Raw genomic sequence first — 25,223 nt, 5'->3', positions numbered from 1 at the left:
AATCGGGGCAGGAAGCCGTGGGAGGAGGCGACGCGTGCGGGAACGACCGTGGCTGGGCGGGCTGCGCCGCCCCTCGAATCCCCTCGTGAGCGGGCACCGGGCGGCGCGGGGCGCCCTGCGGTCGATGACGGAGGCGCTGGGCGCGCGACGCCGCCTGGCGTGGTTGAACGCGGCGGACCTGAGCATCGGCACGACGCTCGACGTGCGGCGCACGGCGGAGGAGCTGGCCGACTTCACCGTGCCGGAACTGGCGGACGGCACCGCGGTGGACCTCCTGGACTCGGTGCTGCGGTTCCAGGAGGGCGACCGGGTCACCGGCGGGGACGCGCCGCGGCTGCGGGCGATGGCGGTGTCGGAGGTCGAGGGCCTGAATCTCGCGCCCGATCCCGTGGGCGAGCTGTCGGTGCACACCGCCGACCGGTTGGGGCAACGGTGCCTCACCACGCGCCGACCGGTGCTGGTGACCCGGATGACGCGGGCGGACTTCGCCGTGATCGCGCCCTCGCGCGAGTCGTCGGACATCATGCGCCGGGCGGGTGTCCACTCTTACCTGGCGGTGCAGCTGATCGCCCGCGGGGTGCTGCTGGGGCTCGCCGACTTCGTCCGGGCCGGCCACCGGGCGCCGTTCAGCCGTACCGACGTGGCGCTGGCCATGGAGCTGGCGTCCAAGGCCGCCGTGTGCATCGACAACGCCCGGCTCTACGGGCGCGAGCGCGAGCACGTGGTCACCCTGCAGCGGGCGCTGCTGCCCCGGTCCAGCCCGAGCACTCCGGGCCTGGACGTGTCCTCGTGCTACGACCCGGCAGCCGATCCGGCCGCCGTGGGCGGCGACTGGTTCGACGTGGTCGCGCTGCCCAGCGGCCGTACCGCGCTGATGGTGGGCGACGTGATGGGGCGCGGCCTGGCCGCCGCCGCGACCATGGGGCGGCTGCGCACGGTGGCCCGGACCCTGATGGCGCTGGACATCGCGCCCGAGCGCCTGCTGGCCCGCCTCGACCTGGCCGCGCGCGACCTGGAGGAGGACCAGGCCGCCACCTGTCTGTGCGCGGTCTACGACCCCTGCGGCGGCACCTTCCGGATCGCCAGCGCCGGTCATCCGCCGCCGCTGCTGACCGGTCCCGACGGTGCCGTCTCCTTCGTCGAGGTGCCCGTGGGGGCGCCGCTGGGGGCGGGGGTGATCCCGTACGACCCGGTCGAGCTGGTGGTGGCCGAGCGCAGCCGGCTGACGCTGTACACGGACGGGCTGGTCAGGTCGCGGACGTCCGACCTGGGCACCCAGCTGGAGCGGCTGCGCGAGGCGGTGGGCGACGGCCTGCCGGACGACGGCACCGAGTGCCGGGCGCTCGCCGGGCGGGTCGGCGGCGACCGGTCGGACGACGCGATCGTCCTGGCCGCGTTCGCCCGGCCGCTCGGCCCCCAGTGCGACGTGTACGTGCGGGCGCTGCCGCCGGACGGCAAGGCGGCCGGGCAGGCCCGTACGGCGGTGCGCGAGCAGCTGGTGCGGTGGGGCCTTCAGGAGCTGGTCGACACGACGGAGCTGGTGGTCAGCGAGCTGGTCGGCAACGCGCTGCGGTACGGCAACGCCCCCGGGGAGCTGCGGCTGCTGCGGCACGAGCGGCTGTCCGTGGAGGTCTCGGACTCCGGTCCCGACCTGCCGCAGATCCAGCACGCGGACGTGAGTGACGAGAGCGGCCGCGGCCTTCAGCTGATCAACATCATGTGCCGGCGCTGGGGCTCGTGCCGCACTCCCGGGGGGAAGGTCGTCTGGGCCGAGCAGGACCTCCCGGTGCGGGCCGGGGTGCCCCGCCCGCAGTAGCCCGCCGTCCGGCTACGCGGCCTTGTCCAGGGTCGGCCGGCCGAACTGGGTGCGGTGCAGTTGGGCGTAGCGGCCGTCGGCGGCGAGGAGTTCGTCGTGGGTGCCGCGTTCCACGATGCGGCCGGCCTCGACGACCAGGATCTGGTCGGCCGCCCGGACCGTGGAGAGCCGGTGCGCGATCACCACGGCGGTCCTGCCCTCCAGGGCCTCGGCGAGGGCCTCCTGGACGGCCGCCTCGGAGGTGTTGTCGAGGTGGGCGGTGGCCTCGTCGAGGATGACGACGCGCTGGCGGGCGAGGAGCAGCCTGGCGATGGTCATCCGCTGGCGTTCGCCGCCGGAGAGCCGGTAGCCGCGCTCGCCGACCACGGTGTCGAGCCCGTCCGGCAGGGACCGTACGAGGTCGGCCAGGCGGGCGCGGTGCAGCGCCTCCCACAGGTCTTCCTCGGTGGCGTCCGGCCGGGCGAGGAGCAGGTTGGCGCGGACCGTGTCGTGGAAGAGGTGGCCGTCCTGGGTGACCATGCCGACGGTGTCGCGCAGCGACCGCGCGCTCAGTTCGCGCACGTCGACGCCGCCGACGCGGACGGTGCCGCCGTCGGTGTCGTACAGGCGCGGCAGGAGTTGGGCGATGGTGGACTTGCCGGCGCCCGAGGTGCCGACGAGGGCGACGGTCTGGCCCGGTTCGGCGCGGAAGGAGAGTCCGTGCAGGACCTCTTCGCCACCGCGGGTGTCGAGGGAGGCGACCTCTTCGAGGGAGGCCAGGGAGACCTTGTCGGCGGACGGGTAGCCGAAGCGGACGTCGTCGAACTCGACGGCGACCGGACCGTCGGGGACGGGGCGGGCGCCGGGCTTCTCGTCGATGAGCGGGGTGAGGTCCAGCACCTCGAAGACCCGCTCGAAGCTGACGAGGGCGCTCATGACCTCCACGCGGGCTCCGGCGAGCGCGGTGAGCGGGGCGTAGAGGCGGGTGAGGAGCAGGGCGAGGGCGACGACGGCGCCCGGGTCCAGGGTGCCGCGCAGGGCGAACCATCCGCCGAGGCCGTAGACGAGGGCCAGCGCGAGTGCGGAGACCGCGGTGAGCGCGGTGATGAAGGCCGCCTGGGCGGTGGCGGTGCGCACGCCGATGTCGGCGACGCGGCGGGCGCGTGCGGCGAACTCGGCGGACTCCTCGTCCGGGCGGCCGAACAGCTTGATCAGGGTGGCGCCGGGGGCGGAGAACCGCTCGGTCATGCGGGTGCCCATGGCGGCGTTGAGGGTGGCGGCCTCGCGCTGCATGCCGGCCATGCGGCGGCCCATGCGGCGGGCGGGGAGCACGAACACGGGGAGCAGCACCATGGCGAGCAGGGTGATCTGCCACGACAGGGTGAGCATGACGGCGAGGGTGAGCAGCAGGGTGACCACGTTGCTGACCACGCCGGACAGGGTGTTGCTGAAGGCGCGTTGGGCGCCGATGACGTCGTTGTTGAGTCGGGAGACGAGCGCTCCCGTACGGGTACGTGTGAAGAACGCGACCGGCATGCGCTGCACATGATCGAACACGGCCGTCCGCAGATCGAGGATGAGTCCCTCCCCGAGCGCCGCCGAGAGTCTGCGGGAGAGGATGCCGAGCACCGCCTCGACGAGGGCGATGAGCGCGATGAGCAGGGCGAGGCGTACGACGGTGGCCTCGTCGCCGTCCGACACGATCGCGTCGACGACCCGTCCGGCGAGGACCGGGGTGGCGACGGCGAGCAGTGCGGTCACCATGCCGAGCAGCACGAAGCGGGCGATGCGGCGGCGGTGCGGCCGGGCGAAGGCGCCGACGCGGCGCAGCGTCGCGCGGGCGAGGGGGCGGCGCTCCCTCTCGGCGTTCATGACGCTGTGCAGCTGGGTCCAGGCTGTGGTCTCCATACTCATGCCGGTGACGGTAGGACCTCGACCGGCCTTGAGGTCAAGGCGGCGCCGCCCGCGGTCCGTAAGCCGGTGTCCGCGCGTCGGTCATCTGTAGGTGGCGCGTCTGGGGGAATGTCTTGTGGTGTGACGACAGCGGTTCGACTCCCCGAGAAGCCACTCCGGCGCCGTGTCCCGGTCCGCCGGGTCCTGTGTGTGCTTCCGCTGCTGCTGGTGACCGTGGTCGCGGTGCGGCACCGGTCCGTGCTGGCCGAGGGCTTCGGCCATCTCGCCACGGCCCGCTGGCCCTGGCTGCTGGCCGCGGCCGGCGCGACCTGTCTGACGTGGGTGGCCGCCGCGTGCACCCGGCAGGGCGCGGTGGTGGAGCGGCTGCCCCGGCGGCGGCTGCTGGCCGCGCAGTTCGCGGCGGGCGCGGCCAACCACCTGCTGCCGACCGGGCTGGGCGCGAGCGCGGTGAACCTGCGGTTCATGACGGTGTGCGGGCTGCCGCTGGCCCGTTCCTCGGCGGCGCTGGCCCTGTACCTGTTGGCGGAGAGCGTCGGCCGCCTGGCTCTGCTGGGCGCCCTGCTGCTCGCGTTCCCCGACGCGCTGCGGCTCGGCGCGCTGCTGCCCGAGGGGGCCGTGGGGCCGCTGCTGGTCGTCGCGGGCGCGGTCCCGGTGGTGGTGGCGGTCGTGCTGGTGTGGCTGCCGCGGCTGCGTGGGGCGGTGGTCTCCTTCCTGCGGACGGCGCTGGGCGAGGCCCGGTCGGTGCACGCCCGTCCGGCGCGTGCGCTGGCGCTGTGGGGCGGCGCGCTGGCGTTCCCCGCGTTGCAGGCCTCGGCGCTGGTCCTGGTGGGGCGGTCGCTGGGGCTCGCGGTGCCGGCCGGGCACCTGGCGGTGGCGTATCTCGCGGCGACGGTGGCGGTGGCGCTGGTGCCCACGCCGGGCGGCGTCGGGTCGGTGGAGGCGGCGCTGGTGGTGGCGCTGGTGGCGGCGGGCGGGCCGGCGGCCGTGGCCACGGCGGTGGTGCTGGCGTTCCGGCTCCTGACGGTGTGGCTGCCGCTGCTGCCGGGGGCGCTGACGTTGGCGGTGCTGGTGCGGATGCGGGTGATCTGAGGGACCGCCGTCCGAAAACGACTCGGCAGGGTACGGACCACGGTCCGGGATACGGCAGGATGAGCCCTCGCGCCGGTCGAACTCGCTTGCGGGCGGGCCGGGTCGCGCATCCCCGACATCCCGCAGGTATCGAGCAGGTGACGACGTGACGAGCATTCGGATCCAGCCGTCGGCGAAGGGCTTCGCCGCGGCGGGGCTTGCTGGCGGTGGCCGGTGACCGACGCACTGACCATGGACCACCTGGTGCCCGCGGGCATCGCGCTGGGGGCGGGTCTGCTGGGGGCGTTCCTGCTGCGGATGCTGCTGCGGTGGCTGGCGGGCCATGCCGGGCGCACCCGCTGGAGCGGCGACGACGTGATCGTGGCCGCGCTGCGCACGGTGGCGCCGTGGGCGGCGGTCGCGGGCGGGGTCGCCGGTGCGGCGGCGGCGCTGCCCCTGACGCGGGCGGTGCAGCACAGCGTCAACCAGGTGCTGACGGTGCTGCTGATCTTCGTGGCGACGGTGACGGCGGCCCGGGTGATCGCGGGTCTGGTGCGGACGGTGACGACGTCCCGCTCCGGGGTCGCCGGGTCGGCCACGATCTTCGTCAACATCACCCGGATCCTGGTGCTGGCCATCGGCTTCCTGGTGATGCTGCAGACGCTGGGCGTCTCCATCGCGCCGATGCTCACCGCCCTGGGCGTCGGCGGTCTGGCGGTGGCGCTGGCCCTCCAGGACACGCTGGCCAACCTCTTCGCGGGCATCCACATCCTGGCCTCGAAGACGGTGCAGCCGGGTGACTACATCCAGCTCAGCAGCGGCGAGGAGGGTTACGTCGAGGACATCAACTGGCGCCAGACCACCGTCCGCGAGCTGTCCAACAACCTGGTCGTGATCCCGAACGGGCAGCTCGCGAAGTCGAACATGACCAACTTCATGCGGCCGGAGCAGCGGCTCACGGTCCTGGTCCAGGTGGGCGTCTCCTACGACAGTGACCTGGAGCACGTGGAGCGGGTGACGTCCGAGGTGGTGGCCGAGGTGATGACGGAGGTGGGCGGCGCGGTGCCGGAGCACGAGCCGGCGATCCGCTTCCACACCTTCGGCGACTCGCGGATCGGCTTCACGGTGATCCTGGGCGTGGGCGAGTTCAGCGACCAGTACCGGATCAAGCACGAGTTCATCAAACGGCTGCACAAGCGCTACCGGGCCGAGGGCATCCGGATCCCGTCGCCCGCCCGGACGGTCGCGCTCCAGCAGGGGGCCGTGGTCCTCCCGCAGCAGCGGGCGGGCGAGGACGCCGCGCCGCTCGTCTGACCCGGGGGTGGGCCCGGGGGTGGCCGGAATCTCCCGGCCACCCCTGTCGAGTCGCGGTCGATCACGAGATATCTTGATGTCGAGCAATGTTGCAGACGTGGAGCGGAGCACCCGGTGACTGACTCGACCATCATCTATACACACACTGACGAGGCCCCGGCCCTGGCGACGTATTCGTTCCTGCCGGTGGTCCGGGCGTACGCCTCGCAGGCGGGTGTCGCGGTCGAGACCCGCGACATCTCGCTGGCCGGCCGCATCATCGCCCTGTTCCCGGAGTACCTGACCGAGGACCAGCGCATCCCGGACGCCCTCGCGGAGCTCGGCGAGCTGGCCAAGACGCCCGCCGCCAACATCATCAAGCTGCCGAACATCTCGGCGTCCATCCCGCAGCTCAAGGCCGCCGTCGCCGAGCTGCAGGGCCAGGGCTACGCGCTCCCGGCCTACCCGGACGACCCGAAGACCGACGAGGAGCGCGACGTCCGCGCCCGCTACGACAAGGTCAAGGGCTCCGCGGTCAACCCGGTCCTGCGCGAGGGCAACTCCGACCGCCGTGCCCCGGCGTCGGTGAAGAACTACGCCAAGACCCACCCGCACCGCATGGGTGCCTGGACCGGCGAGTCCAGGACCAATGTGGCGACCATGGGCGAGAACGACTTCCGGTCCACCGAGAAGTCCGCGGTGATCGCCGAGGACGGCGCCCTGCGGATCGAGCTGGTCGGCGACGACGGCACCACCACGGTGCTGCGCGAGTCGGTGCCGGTGAAGAAGGACGAGGTCGTCGACGCCTCCGTGCTGCGCGTCGCCGCGCTGCGCGAGTTCCTCACCGCGCAGGTCGCCCGCGCCAAGGCCGAGGGCATCCTGTACTCGGTGCACCTGAAGGCCACGATGATGAAGGTCTCCGACCCGATCATCTTCGGCCACGTGGTCCGTGCCTTCTTCCCGAAGACCTTCGCCCAGTACGGCGACGTGCTCGCCAAGGCCGGCCTCACCCCGAACGACGGTCTCGGCGGCATCTACAAGGGCCTGGAGTCCCTGCCCGAGGGTGCCGAGATCAAGGCGTCCTTCGACGCCGAGCTGGCCGAGGGCCCGGAGCTGGCCATGGTCGACTCCGACAAGGGCATCACCAACCTGCACGTGCCCTCGGACGTCATCATCGACGCGTCCATGCCGGCCATGATCCGCACCTCCGGTCACATGTGGGGCGCGGACGGCGGCGAGCACGACGCCCTCGCCGTGATCCCGGACTCCTCCTACGCCGGTGTGTACCAGGCCGTCATCGAGGACTGCCGCGCCCACGGCGCCTACGACCCGTCCACGATGGGCTCGGTGCCGAACGTCGGTCTCATGGCGCAGAAGGCCGAGGAGTACGGCAGCCACGACAAGACCTTCGAGATCCCCACCACGGGCACGGTCCGGCTGGTCGACGCCGCGGGCAACGCGGTGCTGGAGCAGACGGTCTCCGCCGGCGACATCTTCCGCGCCTGCCAGACCAAGGACGCCCCGATCCGCGACTGGGTCAAGCTGGCCGTCACCCGCGCCCGCGCCACCGGCGACCCGGCCGTGTTCTGGCTGGACGAGGGCCGCGCCCACGACGCCAACCTGATCGCCAAGGTGAAGACCTACCTGTCGGAGCACGACACCGAGGGCCTGGACATCCGGATCCTCGACCCGGTCGAGGCGACCAAGCTGTCGGTGGAGCGCATCCGCCGCGGCGAGAACACCATCTCGGTGACCGGCAACGTCCTGCGCGACTACCTGACCGACCTGTTCCCGATCCTGGAGTTGGGCACCAGCGCCAAGATGCTGTCGGTCGTCCCGCTGATGGCGGGCGGCGGCCTGTTCGAGACCGGCGCCGGCGGCTCCGCGCCCAAGCACGTGCAGCAGCTGGTCAAGGAGGACTACCTGCGCTGGGACTCCCTCGGTGAGTTCTTCGCCCTGGTGCCGTCCCTGGAGCAGTACGCCGAGGCCACCGGCAACACCCGCGCCAAGGTCCTCGCCGACACGCTCGACCGCGCCACGGCGACCTTCCTCAACGAGGACAAGTCCCCGACCCGCCGGGTCGGCGGCATCGACAACCGCGGCAGCCACTTCTTCCTGTCCCTGTACTGGGCGCAGGAGCTGGCCAAGCAGACCGACGACGCGGACCTGGCCAAGGCCTTCGCCCCGCTCGCCGAGAAGCTGACCGCCGACGAGCAGAAGATCGTCGGCGAGCTGAACGCCGTCCAGGGCAAGCCGGCCGAGATCGGCGGCTACTACCAGCCCGACCCGGCCAAGGCCGCCAAGATCATGCGCCCGTCGGCCACCTGGAACGAGGCGCTGGCGACCTTCGCCTGATCCTCGCCGGCCCTCGCGCGTCCCACGGGCACCCCGTCTCCGCTCGGCGGAGACGGGGTGCCCGTCTGTCCTCCCCCATACCTCCGGAGCACCTCTGATGACCGACGCCCCCGCTTCCTTCGCACTCCTCCCGGGCGCCGCCGCGTCCCCGGTGATCCTGCACGTGCCGCACTCCTCCCGCGAGATCCCCGCCGACGTCCGCCCGGGCATCGTGCTCTCGGACGCGGAGCTGGAGCGGGAGCTGGACCACATGACCGACTCGCACACGGCCGAGATCGCCGAGCGGGCCTGCGAACTGGCCGGTCTCACGCCCTGGCGGTTCGTGAACGGGGCGTCGCGGCTGGTCGTCGACCCGGAGCGGTTCCCCGACGAGCGGGAGGAGATGACGGCCGTCGGGATGGGCGCCGTGTACACGCGCACCTCGCACCGCGAGGTGCTGCGCGCGGACGGCACGGACCCCGAGCCGCTGATCGAGCGGTACTTCCGGCCGTACGCGCGGGCGATGGCGGAGGCGGTCGCCGACCGGCTCGCGGCCACCGGCCGGGCCGTGATCGTCGACGTGCACTCCTACCCGACCGAGCCGCTCCCCTACGAGCTGCACGGCGAGGGCCCGCGTCCACCCGTCTGCCTGGGCACCGACGGCTTCCACACGCCGCCCGCCCTGCTCGCCGCGGCCCGGGAGGCGTTCGCCCCGTGCGGGGAGACCGGGTTGGACAGCCCGTTCGGCGGGACGTACGTGCCGCTGGACTTCTACGGGACGCGGGCCGAGGTCGGCGCGCTGATGGTGGAGATCCGCCGGGACACCTACATGTCGGAGCCGGGCGGTCCGGCCGGGCCCGGGCTGTCGCGCCTGGCGGCCTCGCTGGCGACGCTCGTCGACGCCGTGTCGGGCTGAGGGCCGTCGGCCGGTCCGGCCACCACCGGCTGGAGCACTCCCGCGCGACAGCCCGGCGGGTGCGCGGCGAGGGTGGGGGGATGACGCAGGAGACCACCACGCTCACCGGCCAGTCACCGCCCCCCGTGCGGGACTGGCCCGCCCTGGACCTGGACGGCCCGGAGTTCGACCCGGTCCTCGCCGACCTGATGCGCGAGGGGCCGTTGACCCGCGTCCGGCTGCCGCACGGCGAGGGCTGGGCCTGGCTGGCCACGCGGTACGACGACGTGAAGGCGATCACCAACGATCCGCGCTTCGGGCGTTCCGAGGTGACGCGGCGCCGGATCACGCGCCTGGCGCCGCACTTCAAGCCGCGCCCCGGCTCGCTCGCCTTCGCCGACCAGCCCGACCACAACCGGCTGCGGCGCGCGGTCGCGGGCGCGTTCACCGTGGGCACGGCGAAGGGGCTGCGGCCGCGGGCCCAGGAGATCCTCGACGGCCTGGTCGACGCGATCCTGCTGGAGAACCCGCCGGCGGACCTGGTCGAGCGGGTCCTGGAGCCCTTCCCGATCGCCGTCGTCAGCGAGGTGATGGGCGTACCGGCCGCCGACCGGGAGCGCGTGCACTCCTGGACCCGGCAGATCATCTCCACGTCCGGCGGCGCCGAGGCCGCCGAGCGGGCCAAGCAGGGCCTGTACGGGTGGATCACCGAGACCGTCCGCGCCCGGGCCGGCGGCGGTGGCGACGACGTGTACTCGATGCTCGGCGCGGCCGTCGCCCGCGGCGAGGTCGGCGAGACGGAGGCCGTCGGACTCGCGGGGCCGCTGCAGATCGGCGGCGAGGCCGTCACGCACAACGTCGGACAGATGCTGTTCCTGCTGCTCACCCGGCCCGAGCTGATGGCGCGGATGCGGGAGCGCCCCGAGGCCCGGGGCACGGCCCTGGACGAGTTGCTGCGCTGGATCTCGCACCGCACCTCGGTGGGCCTGGCCCGCATCGCCCTGGAGGACGTCGAGGTCCACGGGGTCCGCGTCGCCGCGGGCGACCCGGTGTACGTCTCCTACCTGGCCGCCAACCGCGATCCGGACGTCTTCCCCGACCCGGACCGCATCGACCTCGACCGGGCTCCCAACCCACACGTGGCCTTCGGCAACGGGCACCACTTCTGCACGGGTGCCGTGCTGGCCCGGATGCAGACCGAACTCCTCGTCGACACCCTGCTGGAACGGCTGCCGGGGCTGCGGCTCGCGGTCCCCGCGGACCAGGTGGCCTGGCGCCGCAAGACCATGATCCGGGGTCCCCGCACCCTGCCCTGCGCCTGGTAGACGGCGGGCTCAGGCCCGCAGCCACTCCGTGACGACCACTTCCCCGCCGGTCCGCAGCCTGAGCGCGAACGGCCCGGCGGGCGGGGCCTCGCCGCTGAACCGGCCCAGGTCGTCCGCCGTCAGCCGCGCGTGGGCCCGCGGGCCGCTCAGCACCTCGATGCCGGCCGGTCCCGGCGGCAGCAGCTGGCCGATCAGGCCGTCCGCGGTCACCTCGACGTCGACGGTCACCGCTTCGGTGCGGAAGGTCAGCATCCGCGGCGGGGCGCTCGCTCCTCTGACCGGGATGGCGTCGACCAGCGAGTCGAAGGCCAGCTCGGCGACGCGGGCCTCCAGGTCGTGCAGGGCGAAGGCGTCGACGGCGACCTGCCGCAGCCCGGCCGGGACCGGGTCCAGGATCGCCGCGGCCTGCCGCAGTTCCTCCTCCAGGAGGTCGGCGCCCGCCTCTCCGTCCGGGAACGCCCCGTCGTGCCGCCCGCCCTCGCGGGAGTCAGCCGAGTCGCCGCGGTCGCCGCGGTCGTCATCGTCGTCGTAGTCGTCGTAGTCGTCGTTCAGGTCGCTCATTTCGTCCCCCGTGCCTCGAGCCGGGCCCGCAGCCGGCGCAGACAGCGCTGGCGCATCGGCCCGATGCTGCCCACCGCGATACCCAGCGCGGCGGACACCTCCTGATAACTGGGCGGCGGCGAGGCGATCAGCACCCGCAGCAACTGGCGGCAGCGCTCGCCCAGTTCTTCGAACTCCTGCCACAGCAGCCGCACGCGCTCGGTCTGCGCCGCGGCCTCCTCGGAGTCGAGCACCGACTCCTCCGGCGTACGGTCCTCGCTCGGCCGGTCGAGCAGCTGCGGATCGTCGGTCGGCGTCCACCGCTTCGAGGCCTTGAGCAGCTTCAGGCACTCGTGCCGTGCCGTACTGGCCAGCCAGGAGCCGGTCTTCTCCGGTTCCCTGATGCGTCCCAGGTGCTGGGCGAACCGGAACCAGGCGGTCTGGTACACCTCGTGCGCGTCGGCGTCGGAGAGCCCGTGCGCCCGCACGACGGACCACACCAGCGGGCCGAGCCCGTCCACCAGTGACTTCCAGGCCGCCGCGTCCCCGTCGGCGGCCGACTGGACGAGCGCCCCGACATCTGCACGGTCCACGGTCCCACCCCTCGTGTACGACACGTCATCGTACGCCGTGGAGCGGGTGGTTCCGACCGGCAGCAGACCGTTCACGACCCGCCTGCCGACGGGTCGACGGCGACCGGGCGCCAGGTGGGTGGGAGCAGCGCGGGCACGTGCGCCCCGCGCACCTCCGCGTACTCGGTGGTGGCCGCGAGCAGTCGTCTGCCGGCCACGCGCGGGTCGGTCTCCTGGTGCGCCGTCATGCGCGAGGCGACCAGGCCGGCGACCACGGGGGTGGCGAAGGAGGTGCCGCTCCACTGGGCGTGCCCCTCGAACATCACCTGGTCCGGCTTGGCGGGCGCGTCGCCCGGCTCGCTCAGCACCCCGTTGTGCGGGGGGTACTGGCAGGTGCAGGGGTAGGTGAACCCGAACCGGCAGTCGTCGTACGTGGAGTGCTGGTAGACGTAGGGCACGGGTGTCCCGAAGCCGGTCAGCGCGCTGGTGAGCCGCTCGCCGGGGGCGTAGGCCCGGACCCAGGCGCCGTGGTTGCTGAAACAGGCGCCGTGCTCGCCGTCGCAGCGCAGCGCGCCGATCGACAGTACCGAGTCCTCCCAGCCGGGCAGGGTGGCGTAGGCGGCGGGCCAGAAGGGCGTGGCGCTGGCGTTGTTGCCCGCGGCGGCCACCAGGAGGGTGCGCCGGCCGCGGAGTTCCTCCATGAAGGCGTGGACGCCGAGCAGGCCGTCGGTGCGGCCGTTGGAGGTGCCCGCGGAGAGGCTGAGGACCTCGGGCCAGCCGTCGCGGTCGACGGCCTCGAAGAGCTTCTCGCCCAGCTCGGACTCGAGGATCGCGCCCGCGTCGTTGAGCGTGTTGCGGACCGTCACCTCGGTGTTGGGGGCGACGGCGGCGACGAGCCCGGCGATGAAGGTCCCGTGGCCGACGTACTGGCACAGGACGCCGTCGTCGTCGCACTCCTTGATCTGTGCGTCGCCGTCGGTGTGGGCGAGCAGGGGGTAGGACCGGTAGTCGTGCATGAGACCGGTGTCGATGACGAGGACGCCGACGGCCGTCCCGGCGTCGTACGGCGTCCCGTCGGCGGCCGGGTTCGGCGGCTCGCTCAGGGGGACGGGCACGGGCTCGTCGCCGGGGCAGGCGTTGACGGCGATGGAGACGACGTGGTTGCGGCTGATCAGCCGGCGGCCGGCGCGGCCCTCCATCGTTCTCAGGGAGCGCAGGGCGTGGGCGACGGTGGGGTCGCCGCCGCCGTCGCCCTCGCCGGGGTCGGCGACCTGGATGCGGGTGATGCCGGTGCGGTTGGTCTCGGGGCTCGTCCGGCGCACGTGGTCCGGTGTCAGGCCGGCCATGGTGGTGAAGTGGTCGCGCACGGTGTCCTCGACGAGGCGGGCCTCCTCGCCGTCGCGGGCGAGGACGACGCCCTTCTCGTAGAAGAACTCGGCGGAGTCGTCCGGGCCCATCACCAGCGGGACGTCCGGCATCGAGCGCTGGATCTGGTCGAACTGCTCGCGGAATCGCTGTGGTGCCATGGCTTGTCCTCCACTGAGGCGGCGGCGGTGACGACGGTCGCGGCTTCGGTCGTGGGCCGCGGTCGGGACCGCGGCCCTGACCACGGCCGGGACCGCGGTCGTCAATCAGAGTCCGGGGGCGGCTGATTGATACAGACTCGCACCTGTGTGACGTGGTTCCGGAGCACTACCATCCGTGGGGTGACGGCGCGAAACGACTCGGTTCTCGAACTGCTGCCGATGGTGTTCGCCGCCCCGGGCGAAGCGCTGACGCGGGCGGAGGAGTTGCTGGGCGCCGATCCCCCGCCGCTGCACGCCTCGGTCGCCCATCAGGTGATCGGTATCTGGCAGCGGGACTTCGGCGACACCCGCCGGGCCCTGGCCCATCTGCGCCGCGCCCGTGACCTCGCCGCCCGTGCCGACTCCGCCGAACGGGAGGCGGACGTCCTGGCCACGCTCGGGGTGGCGCTGGTGCACGCGGGGCGTACGCGGGCGGGGCTGGCCGCGTTCGAGCGCGGCGTGGCGCGCGGGAGCGGGCACACGCGGGCGCGGGTGCTGTACCGGCGTGCGTACGTGTGGTGGGTGCTGGGCCGGCACGGCGAGGCGCTGGAGGACGTGCGGCGGGCGATCCCGGTGCTGCGGCAGGCCGAGGACGTGATCTGGACGGCGCGGGCGCTGACCCTGCGGGCGACCGTGCATCTGGCGCTCGGCTCGGTGGAGCGGGCGGACGCCGACTTCACCGCCGCGGAGGCGCTGTGGGACACCACGGGCCAGGAGCACGACAAGGCCGACGCGGTGGAGAGCCGGGGGCTGGCGGCGTTCCGTGCCGGTGACGTGCCGGCGGCGCTGCGGCTCCTCGACGAGGCGGAGGAGCGGTACGCGAAGCTGGGCACGCCGACGTTCATGCTCACCATCCGGCGCTGCGAGGTGCTGATGGCGGCGGGTCTCGCCACGGAGGCGCTGACCGAGGCGGACGCGGCGGTCGCCGCGCTGGACGGGATCGGCGGGCAGTCCACCCGCAAGGCGGAGCTGCTGCTGGTGGCGGCGCGGGCGGCCCGGCTGGCGGGCGAGCCGCAGACCGCGCTCGCGCGCGCGGCCGTCGCGGTACGGCTGTTCGCCGGGCAGCGGCGCACCTGGTACGAGACGCACGCCCGGCTGGTGCTGATCGAGGCGCGGGTCGCCACGGGCCGCGGGTCGGGCCGGCTGGTCGCGGACGCGGCCGCGGTGGCGGAGCGGCTGGTGGCCTTCGGGGCGCCGGCCGCGCCGGAGGCGTCGCTGCTGGCGGGCCGGATCGCGCTGGACCTCGGCTGGACGGCGGACGCGGAGCGGCACCTTGCGGTGGCCGCGCGCAGCCGGCACAGCGGGCCGCCGCTGGCCCGGATGACGGGCTGGGCGGCGCAGGCCCTGCGGGCGCGGGCGGCCGGGTCGGCGCGGGGCGTGCTGGAGGCCTGCCGGCGCGGCCTGGACGTCCTCGACGACCACCGGATGACGCTGGGCGCCTCGGAGTTGCGGGCCCGGGCCACCGCGCAGGGCGCGGAGCTGGCGGCGTTGGCGCAGCGCGCGTCGCTGGTGTCGGGCGGACCGCGGCGGTTGCTCGGGTGGAGCGAGCGCTGGCGGGCTACGGTGCTGTCGGCGCCGCCGACCCGGCCGCCCGCCGACCCGGTGCTGCTGAGCACCATGACGGCGTTCCGGGAGCTGGCCTCCCGCGCGGACGAGGCCCGCTCGGAGGGCGGCCGGCCCGCTCCCGCCCTGGAGCGCGAACAGCGGCGCCTGGAACGGGAGATCCGCTCCCGCACCCTGCACATGCGGGGCGAGGCGCCCGGCGACGGCGACCGGTTCGACGTGGCGCGGCTGCTGCGGCGGCTGGGCGACGACGTACGGCTGGTGGAGCTGGCGGTGCTCGACGGGCGGGTGCACGTACTGCTGTGCGGGCAGGGGCGGGTACGACGGTTCGAGGCCGGGCTGCTGGCCGAGGCGGAGGGCGAGGCCGAGCACGTACAGGCCGGTCTGCGGCGGCTGGCCCATCCGGGGGCGGAGGCACGCCTGCCGTTGGTGGAGGCGGCGGGCGCGCGTCTTCAGGAGTTGCTGCTCGGACCCGCCGCGGCGCACCTCGGTTCCGGCCCGGTCGTCGTGGTCCCGCCGGGCCGGCTGCACCGGGTGCCGTGGGCCCTGCTGCCCGCGCTGCGCGAACGGGTCCTTAGCGTGTCGCCGTCGGCGAGCAGTTGGCTGCGGGCGAGGGACACGGCTCCCCCGCCCGGCGGCCGCCAGCTCCTGGTCCGCGGCCCGGGACTGGCGAGCGGCGGTGCCGAGGTGCCGGAACTCTCCGCCCGGTACGCCGGGACGCGGCCGCGGGGAGGGAGCGCGGCGGAGCCGCGACCGCCGGGAGCCCCGGCAGGAACGCGGGAGCCGCTGCCGCGGGGGGACCGCCGGAGCCACGGGGAGCACCTGGACCAGAGGGAGCAAGGGGAGCAAGGGATCCGTGGGGAGCGGTCCCGGACACATGCGGTGCCGCCGGACGGCGGCACGCCGCGGGACCCCCGGCCCGTCGACGGCGGCGCGGGGGACGCTCGGTCCGCTCGGTCCGCTCTCCGGGAAGACGGTGGTTCGGAACGTGGGCGTCCCGGCGGTGGCGGGCGCGGGCTGCCGGACGTACCCGGGGACGGCGCCGCCCCCCGAGGCGGGACCGTCGTGCTGGAGGGCGACGACGCGCGGGTGCCCCGGGTGCTGCGGGAGCTGGACGGGGCCGCGTTGGCACACATCGCGGCGCACGGCACGTTCCGTGCGGACAGTCCCCTGTTCTCCTCGCTGCGGATGGCGGACGGGCCGCTCATCGTGCACGACTTCGAACGGCTGGACCGCAGCCCGTACCGGATCATCCTGCCGTGCTGCGACACCGCACGCTTCGCGTCCGTCGGCGCCGACGAGCTGCTCGGCCTGGTCACCGCGCTGCTGCCGCTGGGCACGGCCGGGGTGGTGGCGTGCACGGCGCCGGTCAACGACGCCGCGGTGGTGCCGCTGATGCTCGCGCTGCACAAGGGGCTGGACGCCGGCCTGTCCCTGGCGGAGGCGCTGCGCGACGCCCGGGCCGCGCTGCCGGGCGACGCGGTGCACCAGGCGACGGGCTGGGCCTTCTCGGCCTTCGGGGCGGCCTGAGAACCGGTCCGCGTGGCCACTCGGTCGCCGGTGCGCGTGGCCGCTCGGTCATCGGTGCGCGTGGCCGCTCGGGAGCCGGTGCGCCAGTCGGCTTGCGAGCCGGTCCGGAAGCCGACGGCTGGGTCAGGCCGCCGGGTCAGCCACCGAGCCAGGTCACCGGGCCAGGTCACCGGGCCAGGCCGCAGGGTCGGACCGCAGGGACAGCCCACTCGACCGAGCGGCAGAATCAAGCCGCCGGATCAGATCATCCGAGCGGGCCGTAGGGGTCAAGCCCCCGGAACGGGCCGCAGGGACAGGCCCACCGGACCAGACCACTGGACCGGGCCGCCGAATCACGCCGCCGGACCGGCCACCCGACCGCGCCGCAGGGGCAGGTCGCCGGGCCGGGCCGCGGGCTCAAGCCGCCGGGACAGGCCACCCACCAAGCCACCCGACCGCGCCCCCGGATCACGTCACCGGGCCGGGCCGCCCGATCAGGCCGGTTGGGGCTCGGGGAGTTCCATCAGCCAGGGCAGGGCACCGCGGTCGCCGGCGCCCAGGCGGGTGTAGGCGCCGTAGAGGTGGTTGCCGACGGTGCGGACGGACAGGGTGAGTCTCTCCGCGATCTGCCGGTTGCTCAGGCCCGCGGCGGCGAGCGTGACGATCTGGCGCTGCCGTGCGGTGAGTTCGCCGAGCACCAGGCCGGACAGGGCGGGGGTGCGGGCGTCCTGGCAGCGCCGGGCGAGGGCGACGGCGCGGGTCCGGGCGGTGCGGGCGGCCCGCGGGTCGCGGTGGGCGCGTACCGCCTGGGCGTGGGCCTCGGCCGCGAACAGCAGGAAGCCGCGCCGCTCCAGTTCCTCGGCCGCCCGGTCGAGCGCCGGTCCGTCCTCGCGGGCGAGGGCGTCGGCGTGGGCGGCGAAGACGCCGGTCAGCAGGCCGGCCGCCCGCTCGGGCGCCCCGAGCCGGACGGCGTCGTACGGGTCGCCCCCGGCGGCGGCCGTCCGGACCGCCTCGTCGAGGTCGCCGCGCGCGGCGGCGGTCCAGGCGGTGCCAAGGCCGCGGGTGCCGGCCGCGCCGTCGCTCACCGTCGGGGCGTCGCCCGACTGTGCTGCGGCCAGGGCGAGCTCGTCCAGGCAGGACGGATCGTCCGGGCTGGTCCGCAGTCCTTCGCGGGCCCAGGCGGCCGCGTCGCGCAGCCGCCCGCGCAACCGTGCGAACCGGGCCCGCAGCGCCGCGTACGGGGCGGGCAGCGGCGCCCCTCGGCGACCAGCCACTCCCCCACGGGCGTCCGTGTCGCCCGTACGTCGGCCCGCTCGATGCCCAGGGCGAGCGCGGCCCGCTCCGCCTCCAGGGCGGGGCCGCACCGGCCCGGGGCGTGGGCCAGGCGCCGGGCCCGCAGCCGCCCGCGGCGGCGCGCAGCACCGGGCCGTGCAGGGGGTGCGCGAGGCGGGTGGCGCCGTGGTCGTCGACGGTGACCAGACCCTCGGCCTCCAGGCGTTCCAGCGTTCCCAGGTCGAGGGCGTCCAGGTCCAGGGGCAGGGGTTCGGCGAAGGCGAGGCGTTCGAGCGTCTCCCGCTCCTCGGTGCGGGGGCGGTCGAGGACGTGGGCGGTGCGCTCGCGCACCGTCGCGGTGATCGGCACCGGTCCCCGCCACGCGCGCCGTCCCGTGTCCGGCACCGGCACGAGCAGCCCTTCCTCGCGCACCGCGGTCGACAGCTCGCGCAGCAGCCGCAGGTCTCCCCGGCACAGGCGGTGCAGCCGGTCCACGGTGAGCGGCTCCAGGTCAGTCTGAGCCCCCGCCGTGAGGAGTTCGGCGGTCTCCTCGCGGGGCAGGGGCTCCAGGGCGAGGCGCGGCAGCAGCTCCCCGGACCACAGCCGGGACACCGCGCCCGGCACGGGGGCGCCGTCGGTGACGACGACCAGGAGGCGGGTGCGGCCGTGCACGGCGAGCTGGTGCACGAGGGCGGCGGAGGCGCCGTCGAGCAGGTGGGCGTCGTCGACCAGTAGCAGCCGTACGCCGGACAGGAGTTGTACCGCCCGGTGCAGGGTGACGGTCTCCGGCAGCAGGTGTGCGAACGCGGCGAAGGGGATGTCCCGGGTCTCGGGCGTCCCGGCGGCTCGGGCGCAGTCCGTGCCGCGCACGGCCTCCGTCACGAGCCGTGTCTTGCCGGAGCCCGCCGCTCCGGTCACCACGAGGCCGCTCCGTCCGGCCGCCACGGACCGGCGCACCAGCTCCAGTTCGTCCGTCCGCCCGGTGAACGGCCAGGGCGTCCGGAGGGTCTTCGCGTTCCGCAGAGAAATCGTCACGGGAACATGAGTCGGCATACTCATCCCTGATACAGGGTGACTTGAGTAGCCCCCGACTCAGGCGCCGGGCGGGCGCGGGCGGCACGCTGGTGGCCATGACCGCACGCTACTGCTCGCTCGCGCAGCAGCCTGCCCCCGTGCCCGCACCGGGGTTGGCCGCAGAGCGCGCCGCCGCGCTCGTCGGCGGGCAGCGCATGTGGGTCAACGGCACCGTGCTGCACTACTGCTTCCTCGGTGGCGACACGGACACGTCGGTGGTTCCGATGCCGGGCACCGGACGGCCGCGGCGGGGTTCGTGGGTGGGGACCGACGAGCAGCGGGACGTGGTGCGCGACTGCTTCCGGGAGTGGCGGGACCTCGGCATCGGGCTCGATCTCGAAGAGGTCCGCGACCGGTCGGAGGCGGAGCTGCGCATCGGCTTCCAGCCCGGCGACGGTTCCTGGTCGGCGGTGGGCAAGGACGCGCTCCGGGTGGGCCTGAACGACCGTACGATGAACTTCGGCTGGGACCTGACCGCGCCGGGTGAGCGCGCGACGGCCCTGCACCAGATCGGGCACGCGCTCGGGATGCTGCACGAGCACCAGAGTCCGTTCGCCGGCATCCTGTGGGACGACGAGGCGGTCTACGCCGAACTGGCGGGTCCGCCGAACCACTGGAGCCGGGAGCGGACGTTCCACAACATCCTGCGCAAGCTCGACGGCGACGAGGCCAACGGCCCGGTCTGGGACCCGCAGTCGATCATGGAGTACCCCTTCCCTTCGGGGCTGATACTGGAGCCCGAGCACTACCGCTCGGGCCTGCACCCGCCCGGCACCCTCTCCGCCGCCGACAAGGAGTTCGCCCTGCGCTGGTACCCGCCCACCGGCCGGCCGGGTCCGCTGGTGCCGTTCCGCTCGGTGCCGCTGGGTCTCGGACCCGGCGAGCAGGCCGACTTCCGGGTGGAGCCGCCGGAGACCCGCGAGTACACGGTGGGCACCTTCGGCGACAGCGACGCCGTCGTCGTCATCTTCGAGGAGCGGGACGGCGTGCCGCGCTACCTCGTCGGACAGGACGACGGGGGAACCTCCCGCAACGCCACGATCAGGGCCCGTTTCGTCAAGGGCCGCCGCTATGTCGTCCGGGTGCGCCTGTACTCCAGTTGGGGCGCGGGCGAGACCGCGGTCATGTGCTGGTGACCGTGCGGCTCACAGTCACCCGGGTGCCGTGGCCACAGTCCGGCGCCGGGGGCCGGCCGCGGAACGTCTCCTTCGGGGGAGGGCGGACGTTCCGCGGCCCATGCCGTGTCCGCCGCTGGGGGGCGGCGGACACGGCCTTTCGTCCGTGGTGATCAGGCGGGACCGGCCGTGAGGTGGCGGCCGAAGGCCGGATGGGCGGTCAGTCGGCGTACGTGGGCCCACAGGGCGGGGTGGGCGGTCGCGCGCCGCGGGGTGTCGCGGTGGACGAGGGCCGCCCACACCTCGACGTCGGCCGCGGTGAGCCGGTCGCCCAGGACGTGGGAGTGCGCGGTCAGGCGCCGCTCCAGGTGGTCCAGTACGCCGGGCAGGGCCGCGGGGTCGGCGGTCCGCGCGCACAGTTCCTCGACAGCTTCCATCTCCGCCTCGGTGCCGCGCGGGTAGAGCGCCGGGCCGGCGGCGGAGGTGAAGCTCCGGGCGAGGTCGCGCATGATGTCGCGGGCGTGCGTGCTCACGATCCGGCCCGACCAGCCGTCGCTGAGCACCGGCGCGACGGCCGGTCCCCGGTAGTGGTGCGCGCTCGCCTCGTACAGGGGGCGCAGTGCGGAGTGTCCGCCGTCGGGGCGGTCGGGCAGCGGGTCCAGAAGGGTCACGGGACAGATCTCGTCCAGGCCGAGGAGGCCGTGCACGACGGCGATGCCCAGACAGTCGTCGTGGCCGGGTGACAGGTGGAGGCGGTAGCGGCGCGGTACGGCGTAGTGGCCGCTGCGCGGGTCGCGGCCGATCCGTCCCCGGAAGGCGGGGGCAGGGGTGAGCGGTGTGACGGTCATGGTTCTCCCCGGGTGCGGGCGCGGAGGCGCCCCACGATTCCCTACCAATTCACTAGGATTACTGGGGAAGTGTCGAACGGCGCCAGGAGGGCGTCAAGAGGGTGTCCACCCACCAAGAGGAACCGCGGGAAGCCATACGAAAAGGGCCCCCGCGAGCTTCCGCCCGCGAAGACCCTTCGCAACCGTCGGGACGACAGGATTTGAACCTGCGACCCCTTGACCCCCAGTCAAGTGCGCTACCAAGCTGCGCCACGTCCCGGTGCGTGATCCGCTTCCGCCGTGATCGCGCTGGTCAAGCCTACCCCATCGGCGGGGCGGGTCGGGGTCGCCGGTACTCCGTCCGCGCCGCGTTCCACGGGGTGGATCACATCGCGAGACGGCCTTGCGTCACGCCGCCCACCAGGCGTTGTCTCGCACGGTGCGTACCGAAAGAACCGAAGGAACAGAACGACCCGGTCGACCCGACCGGGCAGATCGACCCGCGGACCTCGGCGGCGACGGCTCGGGCGACCGCTCCGCGCGGCGTGCCGTGACCGTCTTCCCGGTCCTCGTCCTCCTGGCCGGCGCCCTCGGCCTGCTGCTCCCCGGCAGTTTCACCGGGTGGGGCGAGTCGGTGCCCTACCTGCTGGGCGTCGTGATGTTCTGCATGGGCATCACCATGACCCCGGAGGACTTCCGCGGTGTCGCGAAGCGCCCCTGGGCGGTGGCGCTCGGACTGGTCGCGCACTACGTCATCATGCCGGGGCTCGGCTGGGCCGTCGCCCACCTGCTCGACCTTCCGCCGCAGCTCGCGGCGGGCGTGATCCTGGTGGGCTGCGCGCCCAGCGGTACGGCGTCCAACGTGGTGACCTACCTGGCGCGCGGCGACGTCGCCCTGTCGGTCTCCGTCGCCACCGTCTCCACGCTGGTCGCGCCGCTGGTCACCCCGCCGCTGACGCTGCTGCTGGCCGGCGAGTACCTTCCGGTGGACGCGGGGTCCATGGTCACGGACATCCTCAAGACGGTGCTGCTGCCGGTCCTCGCGGGCGTCGTCGTACGGCTGCTCGCCGGACGGTACGTGCAGCGGGCGCTGCCGGCGCTGCCCTGGCTGTCCGCGCTGACGATCGCCGTGATCGTGGCGGTGGTCGTGGCGGGCAGCGCGGACGCCATCAAGTCGGCCGCGGGGCTGGTGTTCGTCGCCGTCGTGCTGCACAACGGGCTCGGTCTCGCGCTCGGTTACGGTGCGGGGCGCCTCGGCCGACTGGGCGAGCCCGGCAGCCGTGCCATGGCCTTCGAGGTCGGCATGCAGAACTCCGGCCTCGCCGCGTCGCTGGCCACGGCGCACTTCAGCCCGCTGGCGGCGTTGCCGGCCGCGGTGTTCTCCGTCTGGCACAACGTGTCCGGTGCGGTGGTCGCCGCGTGGTTGTCCCGCCGGGGGCGGTGACCTGCGGCCGGCCGAACGGAGTGCGCCGTCTCGCCGGGGACCGCGGTTCGGCCGCGGGTGCGTGGCGACTGGTCGCGCTCACGCGGCGGAGGCGTACGACGTCACTGCCCCGCGCCCTTTCGGGGCGCGGCGGTGGCGTGCGCGGGGCCGCTGAGGAAGGCGGCGCCCGCGTCCGGGTCGGGCGGGAACAGCTCGGCGTGGCCGACACGGGCGCTGTCACCGAGGCGCGGAGCCGTGGCGGCCTCCAGGGCGTTGTGCGGGCCGCGGTGCCGTCGCGGCCGGCCGGGGGAAGACGGCGCCGTCGAAGAGCTTGCGCGCGGTGCGTACGACGGCGGTACGCCGGACCACGAGCGGGCCGGGGTCGAGGTCGACGGCGACCTCCAGGAAGCCGGTGGGGTGTTCCACGCGGACCGGGTCGCCGGACTCGGGGAGCAGGGCGATGCCCTCTCCCGCGCCGCCGGGGACGCGCAGCCCTGCCGCCACGCTCGCGGCGCCCAGGACGCCGATGGAGGTGTGGCAGCGCACGGGGATGAAGGTGCGGGTGGTGACCGCGCCCCCGTCCCGGGGCGGGGCGAGGAGGGTCAGCTTGGGCACGGTGGCGCCCTCGACGTCGCCGAGGCCCATCGCGTGCCCGGCGGCCAGCCGGATCTCGCGGAGCCGGTCGGCGAGGGCGGTGTCCCGCTCCAGTTCCGCGGGCGTCTCGTACCCGGTGACCTCCAGCGCGGCGGCGGGGATCAGGACGACCGGCATGCCGTTGTCGACGCAGGTCACCTCGGTGCCGGCGACGGTGTCGCGGACGTTGCCCGTGGGCAGCAGCGGGCCGGCGCCCCGCGGGAACTCGATGACGACCGCGGCGGCGGTGCCGGGCACGCCGGATATCGCGGTGTCCCCCGTGTAGTCGACGCGGCCGCCCGGGGTCGGGAAGGTCACGACGGCCAGTTCGCCGGTGTTGCGCATGCGGATGCGTACGGACGTCTCGGCGTCCCCGGCCGGCACGAGCCCGCGCTCCACGGCGAACGGGCCCACCCCGGCGAGGAGGTTGCCGCAGTTCTGCCGGTCGGTGACCTCGGGCGCGTCCACGGCGACCTGGAGGAACAGGTAGTCGACGTCCGCGTCCGGGTCGGCCGATCCGGAGACCACGGCGACCTTGCTGGTCAGCGGGTGCGCGCCGCCCAGGCCGTCGATCTGGCGCGGGTCGGGGCTGCCCATGGTCCGCAGGAGCAGGTCGTCCCGGGCGCCGGGGTCGGCGGGCAGGTCGGCGGCGAGGAAGTAGGCGCCCTTGGAGGTGCCGCCGCGCATCAGTGTGCAGCGCACCTCCTCGATTCCCGTGTCGGTGTCGGTGCCGGTCACGACCGCTCCCCGGCGGTGTACTCGTCGTACGACTGGTAGGTGACGCCGAGTTGCCGCAGCTTGTCGCGCAGTCCGTAGCGGTCGAGGCCGAGTTGGCCGTCGACGAAGGCGGCGCGGGTGGCGGCCTCCTTCCTCTCGCGGGCCTCGGACGCCTCGGCGACCTGCCGGGCGCGCTCCCGGGGGACGACCACCACGCCGTCGTCGTCGGCGACGATCACGTCTCCGGGGCGGATCACCCGGCCGTCCACGGCGACCGGCACGTTGACCGAGCCGCCGGTGGCCTTGACGGTTCCCTGCGCGGACACGGCGCGGGACCAGGCGGCGAAGCCCATCTCCCGCAGCTCCTGGGTGTCACGCAGGCCCGCGCCCGTGACCAGGCCCCGCACCCCGCGCCGTTGGAGGGCGGTGGCGAACAGCTCGCCGAACATGCCGTCGGTGGACGGGGAGGTGGTGGTGACGACCAGGATGTCGCCCTCGCCGCACTGCTCCACGGCGGCATGGATCATCAGGTTGTCGCCGGGCCAGCTGAGCACGGTGACGGCGGTGCCCGCGACCCGCACGTCCTGCTGGACGGGGCGGATCTCCGGTCCGAGCAGGCCGGTGCGGCCCATGGCCTCGCTCACGGTGGCCACGCCGTACCCGGCGAGCGCCTCGACGTCCTCGGCGGCGGCCTTGGGCGGGTTGGTGACGACGACGCCGCTCATGCCGACTCCTTCGCGATCTGCGGGTACGGGCGCGGGTACGCCTCGGCCATGGCCCGGTGCGCGAGCCCCTGGTCGGGGCCCGCGTCGTGCTTGGTCTCCGCCGGCTTCCTCCCCTCGCGCCGGGCCCTGGCGGACTCGCCGCGCTCGGCGTAGGTCGGGCAGGCGACGGTGCCCCTCTCCCCGCGCGAGGCGGCCGGCGCGATGGCGGCGGGCGCGTTGCCGTACGTCATGGATGGAATCTCCTCGGTGGACAGGTGGCGCCCGCCCCGGTGTGTGCCTCGGTCGCGCGTGTCAGTCGCGCAGCGCCTCGATCACACTGGTGAGGTGGGCCCGGACGGCCGCCTCGGCGGCCTGTGGGTCCCTGGCCCCGATCGCCTCGATCATGGCCAGGTGCTCCTTCAGGGACTGCTGCGGGCGCCCCGGACGCAACGCCAACTGGAAGCGGTGCCGAACCAGTTGGGCGTTGAGCCGCTCCAGCAGCTCAACGGCCGTCAGCTGGCCGGAGAACTCCCGGATACGGGCGTGGAGTTCGTGGTTGAGATCCGAGTAGGCGAGCGGTTCGCCGCCGGCCACGGCCCTGCGCATCGCCGAGCCGAGGTCCTTCAGCCGGGCGATCTGCCCGTCGTCGACGGCGGCGGCGGCCTTGGCCGCGCAGAGCCCTTCGAGGACCAGCCGGCACTCGGTGATGGCGACCGCCTCCTCCACCGTCACCACCCGCACCCGCGACCCGCGGTTGCGGATGCGTTCGACGAGCCCCTGGGACTCCAGGTCGATCAGCGCGGCCCGGATGCTGGCCCGGGTCACGCCGAACTGCTCGGCGAGTTCGTTCTCCACCAGCCGCTGCGCGGGTGCCATGTCGCCGCGCAGGATCGCCTGCCGCAGCTGCCCGAGCGCAAGCTGCTTGGCCTGTTCCCCGGTGCCCGGACGGGCTTGGTTCGGCATGGCCGCCCTCCCTGAGTGAGTGCCTGTCGAACGTAAATCCAGCCAGACAGGATTGTCAACAATTTCGTTCGCATTGCGCAGGGGCTCGGCTCATCTTTGTCCTGTCAAACGGTTGACATGAT

General features: G+C 74.2%; 18 protein-coding genes, 1 tRNA gene and 1 pseudogene. 9 read left to right on the top strand and 11 right to left on the bottom strand.

The genetic code is table 11. The features are described 5' to 3' along the window. Positions 1-34: 34 nt before the first annotated feature. Positions 35-1,816, top strand: coding sequence for an ATP-binding SpoIIE family protein phosphatase (locus BJ961_RS13950; protein WP_271321624.1), 1,782 nt, complete (start codon positions 35-37; stop codon positions 1,814-1,816). Between the two features lie 12 nt (positions 1,817-1,828). Here the strand turns inward: BJ961_RS13950 and BJ961_RS13945 are convergent, their stop codons facing one another. After that, positions 1,829-3,709 carry an ABC transporter ATP-binding protein gene (locus BJ961_RS13945; protein ID WP_271321623.1) on the bottom strand — a complete coding sequence of 627 codons (1,881 nt, stop codon included), beginning with the start codon at positions 3,707-3,709 and terminating at the stop codon, positions 1,829-1,831. Between the two features lie 189 nt (positions 3,710-3,898). On the opposite strand from BJ961_RS13945, the gene BJ961_RS13940 reads away from it, so the two are divergent. The 5 genes from BJ961_RS13940 (at position 3,899) to BJ961_RS13920 (ending at position 10,624) form a co-directional block, all read left to right on the top strand. Then, the gene (locus BJ961_RS13940) at positions 3,899-4,798 is read left to right on the top strand and encodes a lysylphosphatidylglycerol synthase transmembrane domain-containing protein (protein WP_271321622.1); all 900 of its coding nucleotides are present in this window, start codon (positions 3,899-3,901) and stop codon (positions 4,796-4,798) included. Positions 4,799-5,011: 213 nt separating this feature from the next. Then, complete coding sequence (locus tag BJ961_RS13935) at positions 5,012-6,091, top strand: mechanosensitive ion channel family protein (RefSeq protein WP_271321621.1); 1,080 nt, start codon at positions 5,012-5,014, stop codon at positions 6,089-6,091. A gap of 114 nt (positions 6,092-6,205) precedes the next feature. After that, positions 6,206-8,425, top strand: a complete 2,220-nt coding sequence (locus BJ961_RS13930) for an NADP-dependent isocitrate dehydrogenase (protein ID WP_271321620.1) — start codon at positions 6,206-6,208, stop codon at positions 8,423-8,425. Between the two features lie 97 nt (positions 8,426-8,522). Beyond that, a complete protein-coding gene (locus BJ961_RS13925; protein WP_271321619.1) occupies positions 8,523-9,320 on the top strand; it encodes an N-formylglutamate amidohydrolase in 798 nt (265 codons plus the stop codon). A gap of 80 nt (positions 9,321-9,400) precedes the next feature. Then, entirely contained in the window at positions 9,401-10,624 is a 1,224-nt protein-coding gene (locus BJ961_RS13920) for a cytochrome P450 (protein ID WP_271321618.1), read from the top strand. A 9-nt stretch (positions 10,625-10,633) separates the two neighbouring features. Here the strand turns inward: BJ961_RS13920 and BJ961_RS13915 are convergent, their stop codons facing one another. The 3 genes from BJ961_RS13915 to BJ961_RS13905 all read right to left on the bottom strand — a co-directional run bounded on the left by BJ961_RS13915 (position 10,634) and on the right by BJ961_RS13905 (position 13,262). Beyond that, on the bottom strand, positions 10,634-11,185 hold the full coding sequence (locus BJ961_RS13915) for a hypothetical protein (protein WP_271321617.1): 552 nt from the start codon (positions 11,183-11,185) through the stop codon (positions 10,634-10,636). Further along, positions 11,182-11,757 carry an RNA polymerase sigma factor gene (locus tag BJ961_RS13910; protein WP_271321616.1) on the bottom strand — a complete coding sequence of 192 codons (576 nt, stop codon included), beginning with the start codon at positions 11,755-11,757 and terminating at the stop codon, positions 11,182-11,184. Before BJ961_RS13910 ends, BJ961_RS13915 begins: the two co-directional genes overlap by 4 nt. Before the next feature lie 71 nt (positions 11,758-11,828). Further along, entirely contained in the window at positions 11,829-13,262 is a 1,434-nt protein-coding gene (locus BJ961_RS13905) for a S8/S53 family peptidase (protein WP_271321615.1), read from the bottom strand. Positions 13,263-13,481: 219 nt separating this feature from the next. On the opposite strand from BJ961_RS13905, the gene BJ961_RS13900 reads away from it, so the two are divergent. Next, complete coding sequence (locus BJ961_RS13900) at positions 13,482-16,394, top strand: CHAT domain-containing protein (RefSeq protein ID WP_271417047.1); 2,913 nt, start codon at positions 13,482-13,484, stop codon at positions 16,392-16,394. Positions 16,395-16,867: 473 nt separating this feature from the next. Here BJ961_RS13900 and BJ961_RS13895 read toward each other — a convergent pair. Then, positions 16,868-18,704: pseudogene (locus BJ961_RS13895) on the bottom strand (LuxR family transcriptional regulator AbsR2). A gap of 71 nt (positions 18,705-18,775) precedes the next feature. Between BJ961_RS13895 and absR1 the strand changes: the two are divergent. Next, positions 18,776-19,855 (top strand): beta-glucuronidase AbsR1, encoded by a 1,080-nt coding sequence (gene absR1, locus BJ961_RS13890; protein WP_271321614.1) that lies wholly within the window; start codon positions 18,776-18,778, stop codon positions 19,853-19,855. Between the two features lie 152 nt (positions 19,856-20,007). Here the strand turns inward: absR1 and BJ961_RS13885 are convergent, their stop codons facing one another. Together BJ961_RS13885 and BJ961_RS13880 are read right to left on the bottom strand one after the other, a co-directional pair. After that, on the bottom strand, positions 20,008-20,682 hold the full coding sequence (locus BJ961_RS13885) for a glutathione S-transferase C-terminal domain-containing protein (protein ID WP_271321613.1): 675 nt from the start codon (positions 20,680-20,682) through the stop codon (positions 20,008-20,010). 185 nt (positions 20,683-20,867) lie between these two features. Next, a tRNA-Pro gene (locus tag BJ961_RS13880) sits at positions 20,868-20,941 on the bottom strand. A gap of 159 nt (positions 20,942-21,100) precedes the next feature. Between BJ961_RS13880 and BJ961_RS13875 the strand changes: the two genes are divergently transcribed. Beyond that, on the top strand, positions 21,101-22,105 hold the full coding sequence (locus BJ961_RS13875) for a bile acid:sodium symporter family protein (RefSeq protein ID WP_381156437.1): 1,005 nt from the start codon (positions 21,101-21,103) through the stop codon (positions 22,103-22,105). Between the two features lie 216 nt (positions 22,106-22,321). Here BJ961_RS13875 and BJ961_RS13870 read toward each other — a convergent pair whose 3' ends face one another. The 4 genes from BJ961_RS13870 to BJ961_RS13855 all read right to left on the bottom strand — a co-directional run bounded on the left by BJ961_RS13870 (position 22,322) and on the right by BJ961_RS13855 (position 25,101). After that, the gene (locus BJ961_RS13870; RefSeq protein WP_271417046.1) at positions 22,322-23,428 is read right to left on the bottom strand and encodes a 4-oxalomesaconate tautomerase; all 1,107 of its coding nucleotides are present in this window, start codon (positions 23,426-23,428) and stop codon (positions 22,322-22,324) included. A 23-nt stretch (positions 23,429-23,451) separates the two neighbouring features. Further along, positions 23,452-24,159, bottom strand: a complete 708-nt coding sequence (locus BJ961_RS13865; RefSeq protein WP_271321611.1) for a 4-carboxy-4-hydroxy-2-oxoadipate aldolase/oxaloacetate decarboxylase — start codon at positions 24,157-24,159, stop codon at positions 23,452-23,454. Next, a complete protein-coding gene (locus tag BJ961_RS13860; RefSeq protein ID WP_271321610.1) occupies positions 24,156-24,389 on the bottom strand; it encodes a hypothetical protein in 234 nt (77 codons plus the stop codon). Before BJ961_RS13860 ends, BJ961_RS13865 begins: the two co-directional genes overlap by 4 nt. 61 nt (positions 24,390-24,450) lie before the next feature. Further along, the gene (locus BJ961_RS13855; protein WP_271321609.1) at positions 24,451-25,101 is read right to left on the bottom strand and encodes a GntR family transcriptional regulator; all 651 of its coding nucleotides are present in this window, start codon (positions 25,099-25,101) and stop codon (positions 24,451-24,453) included. Positions 25,102-25,223 lie beyond the last annotated feature (122 nt).

The organism is Streptomyces lienomycini, from assembly GCF_027947595.1.
Lineage (GTDB): Bacteria > Actinomycetota > Actinomycetes > Streptomycetales > Streptomycetaceae > Streptomyces > Streptomyces lienomycini.
This window is presented reverse-complemented; position numbering and strand designations above follow the sequence as displayed.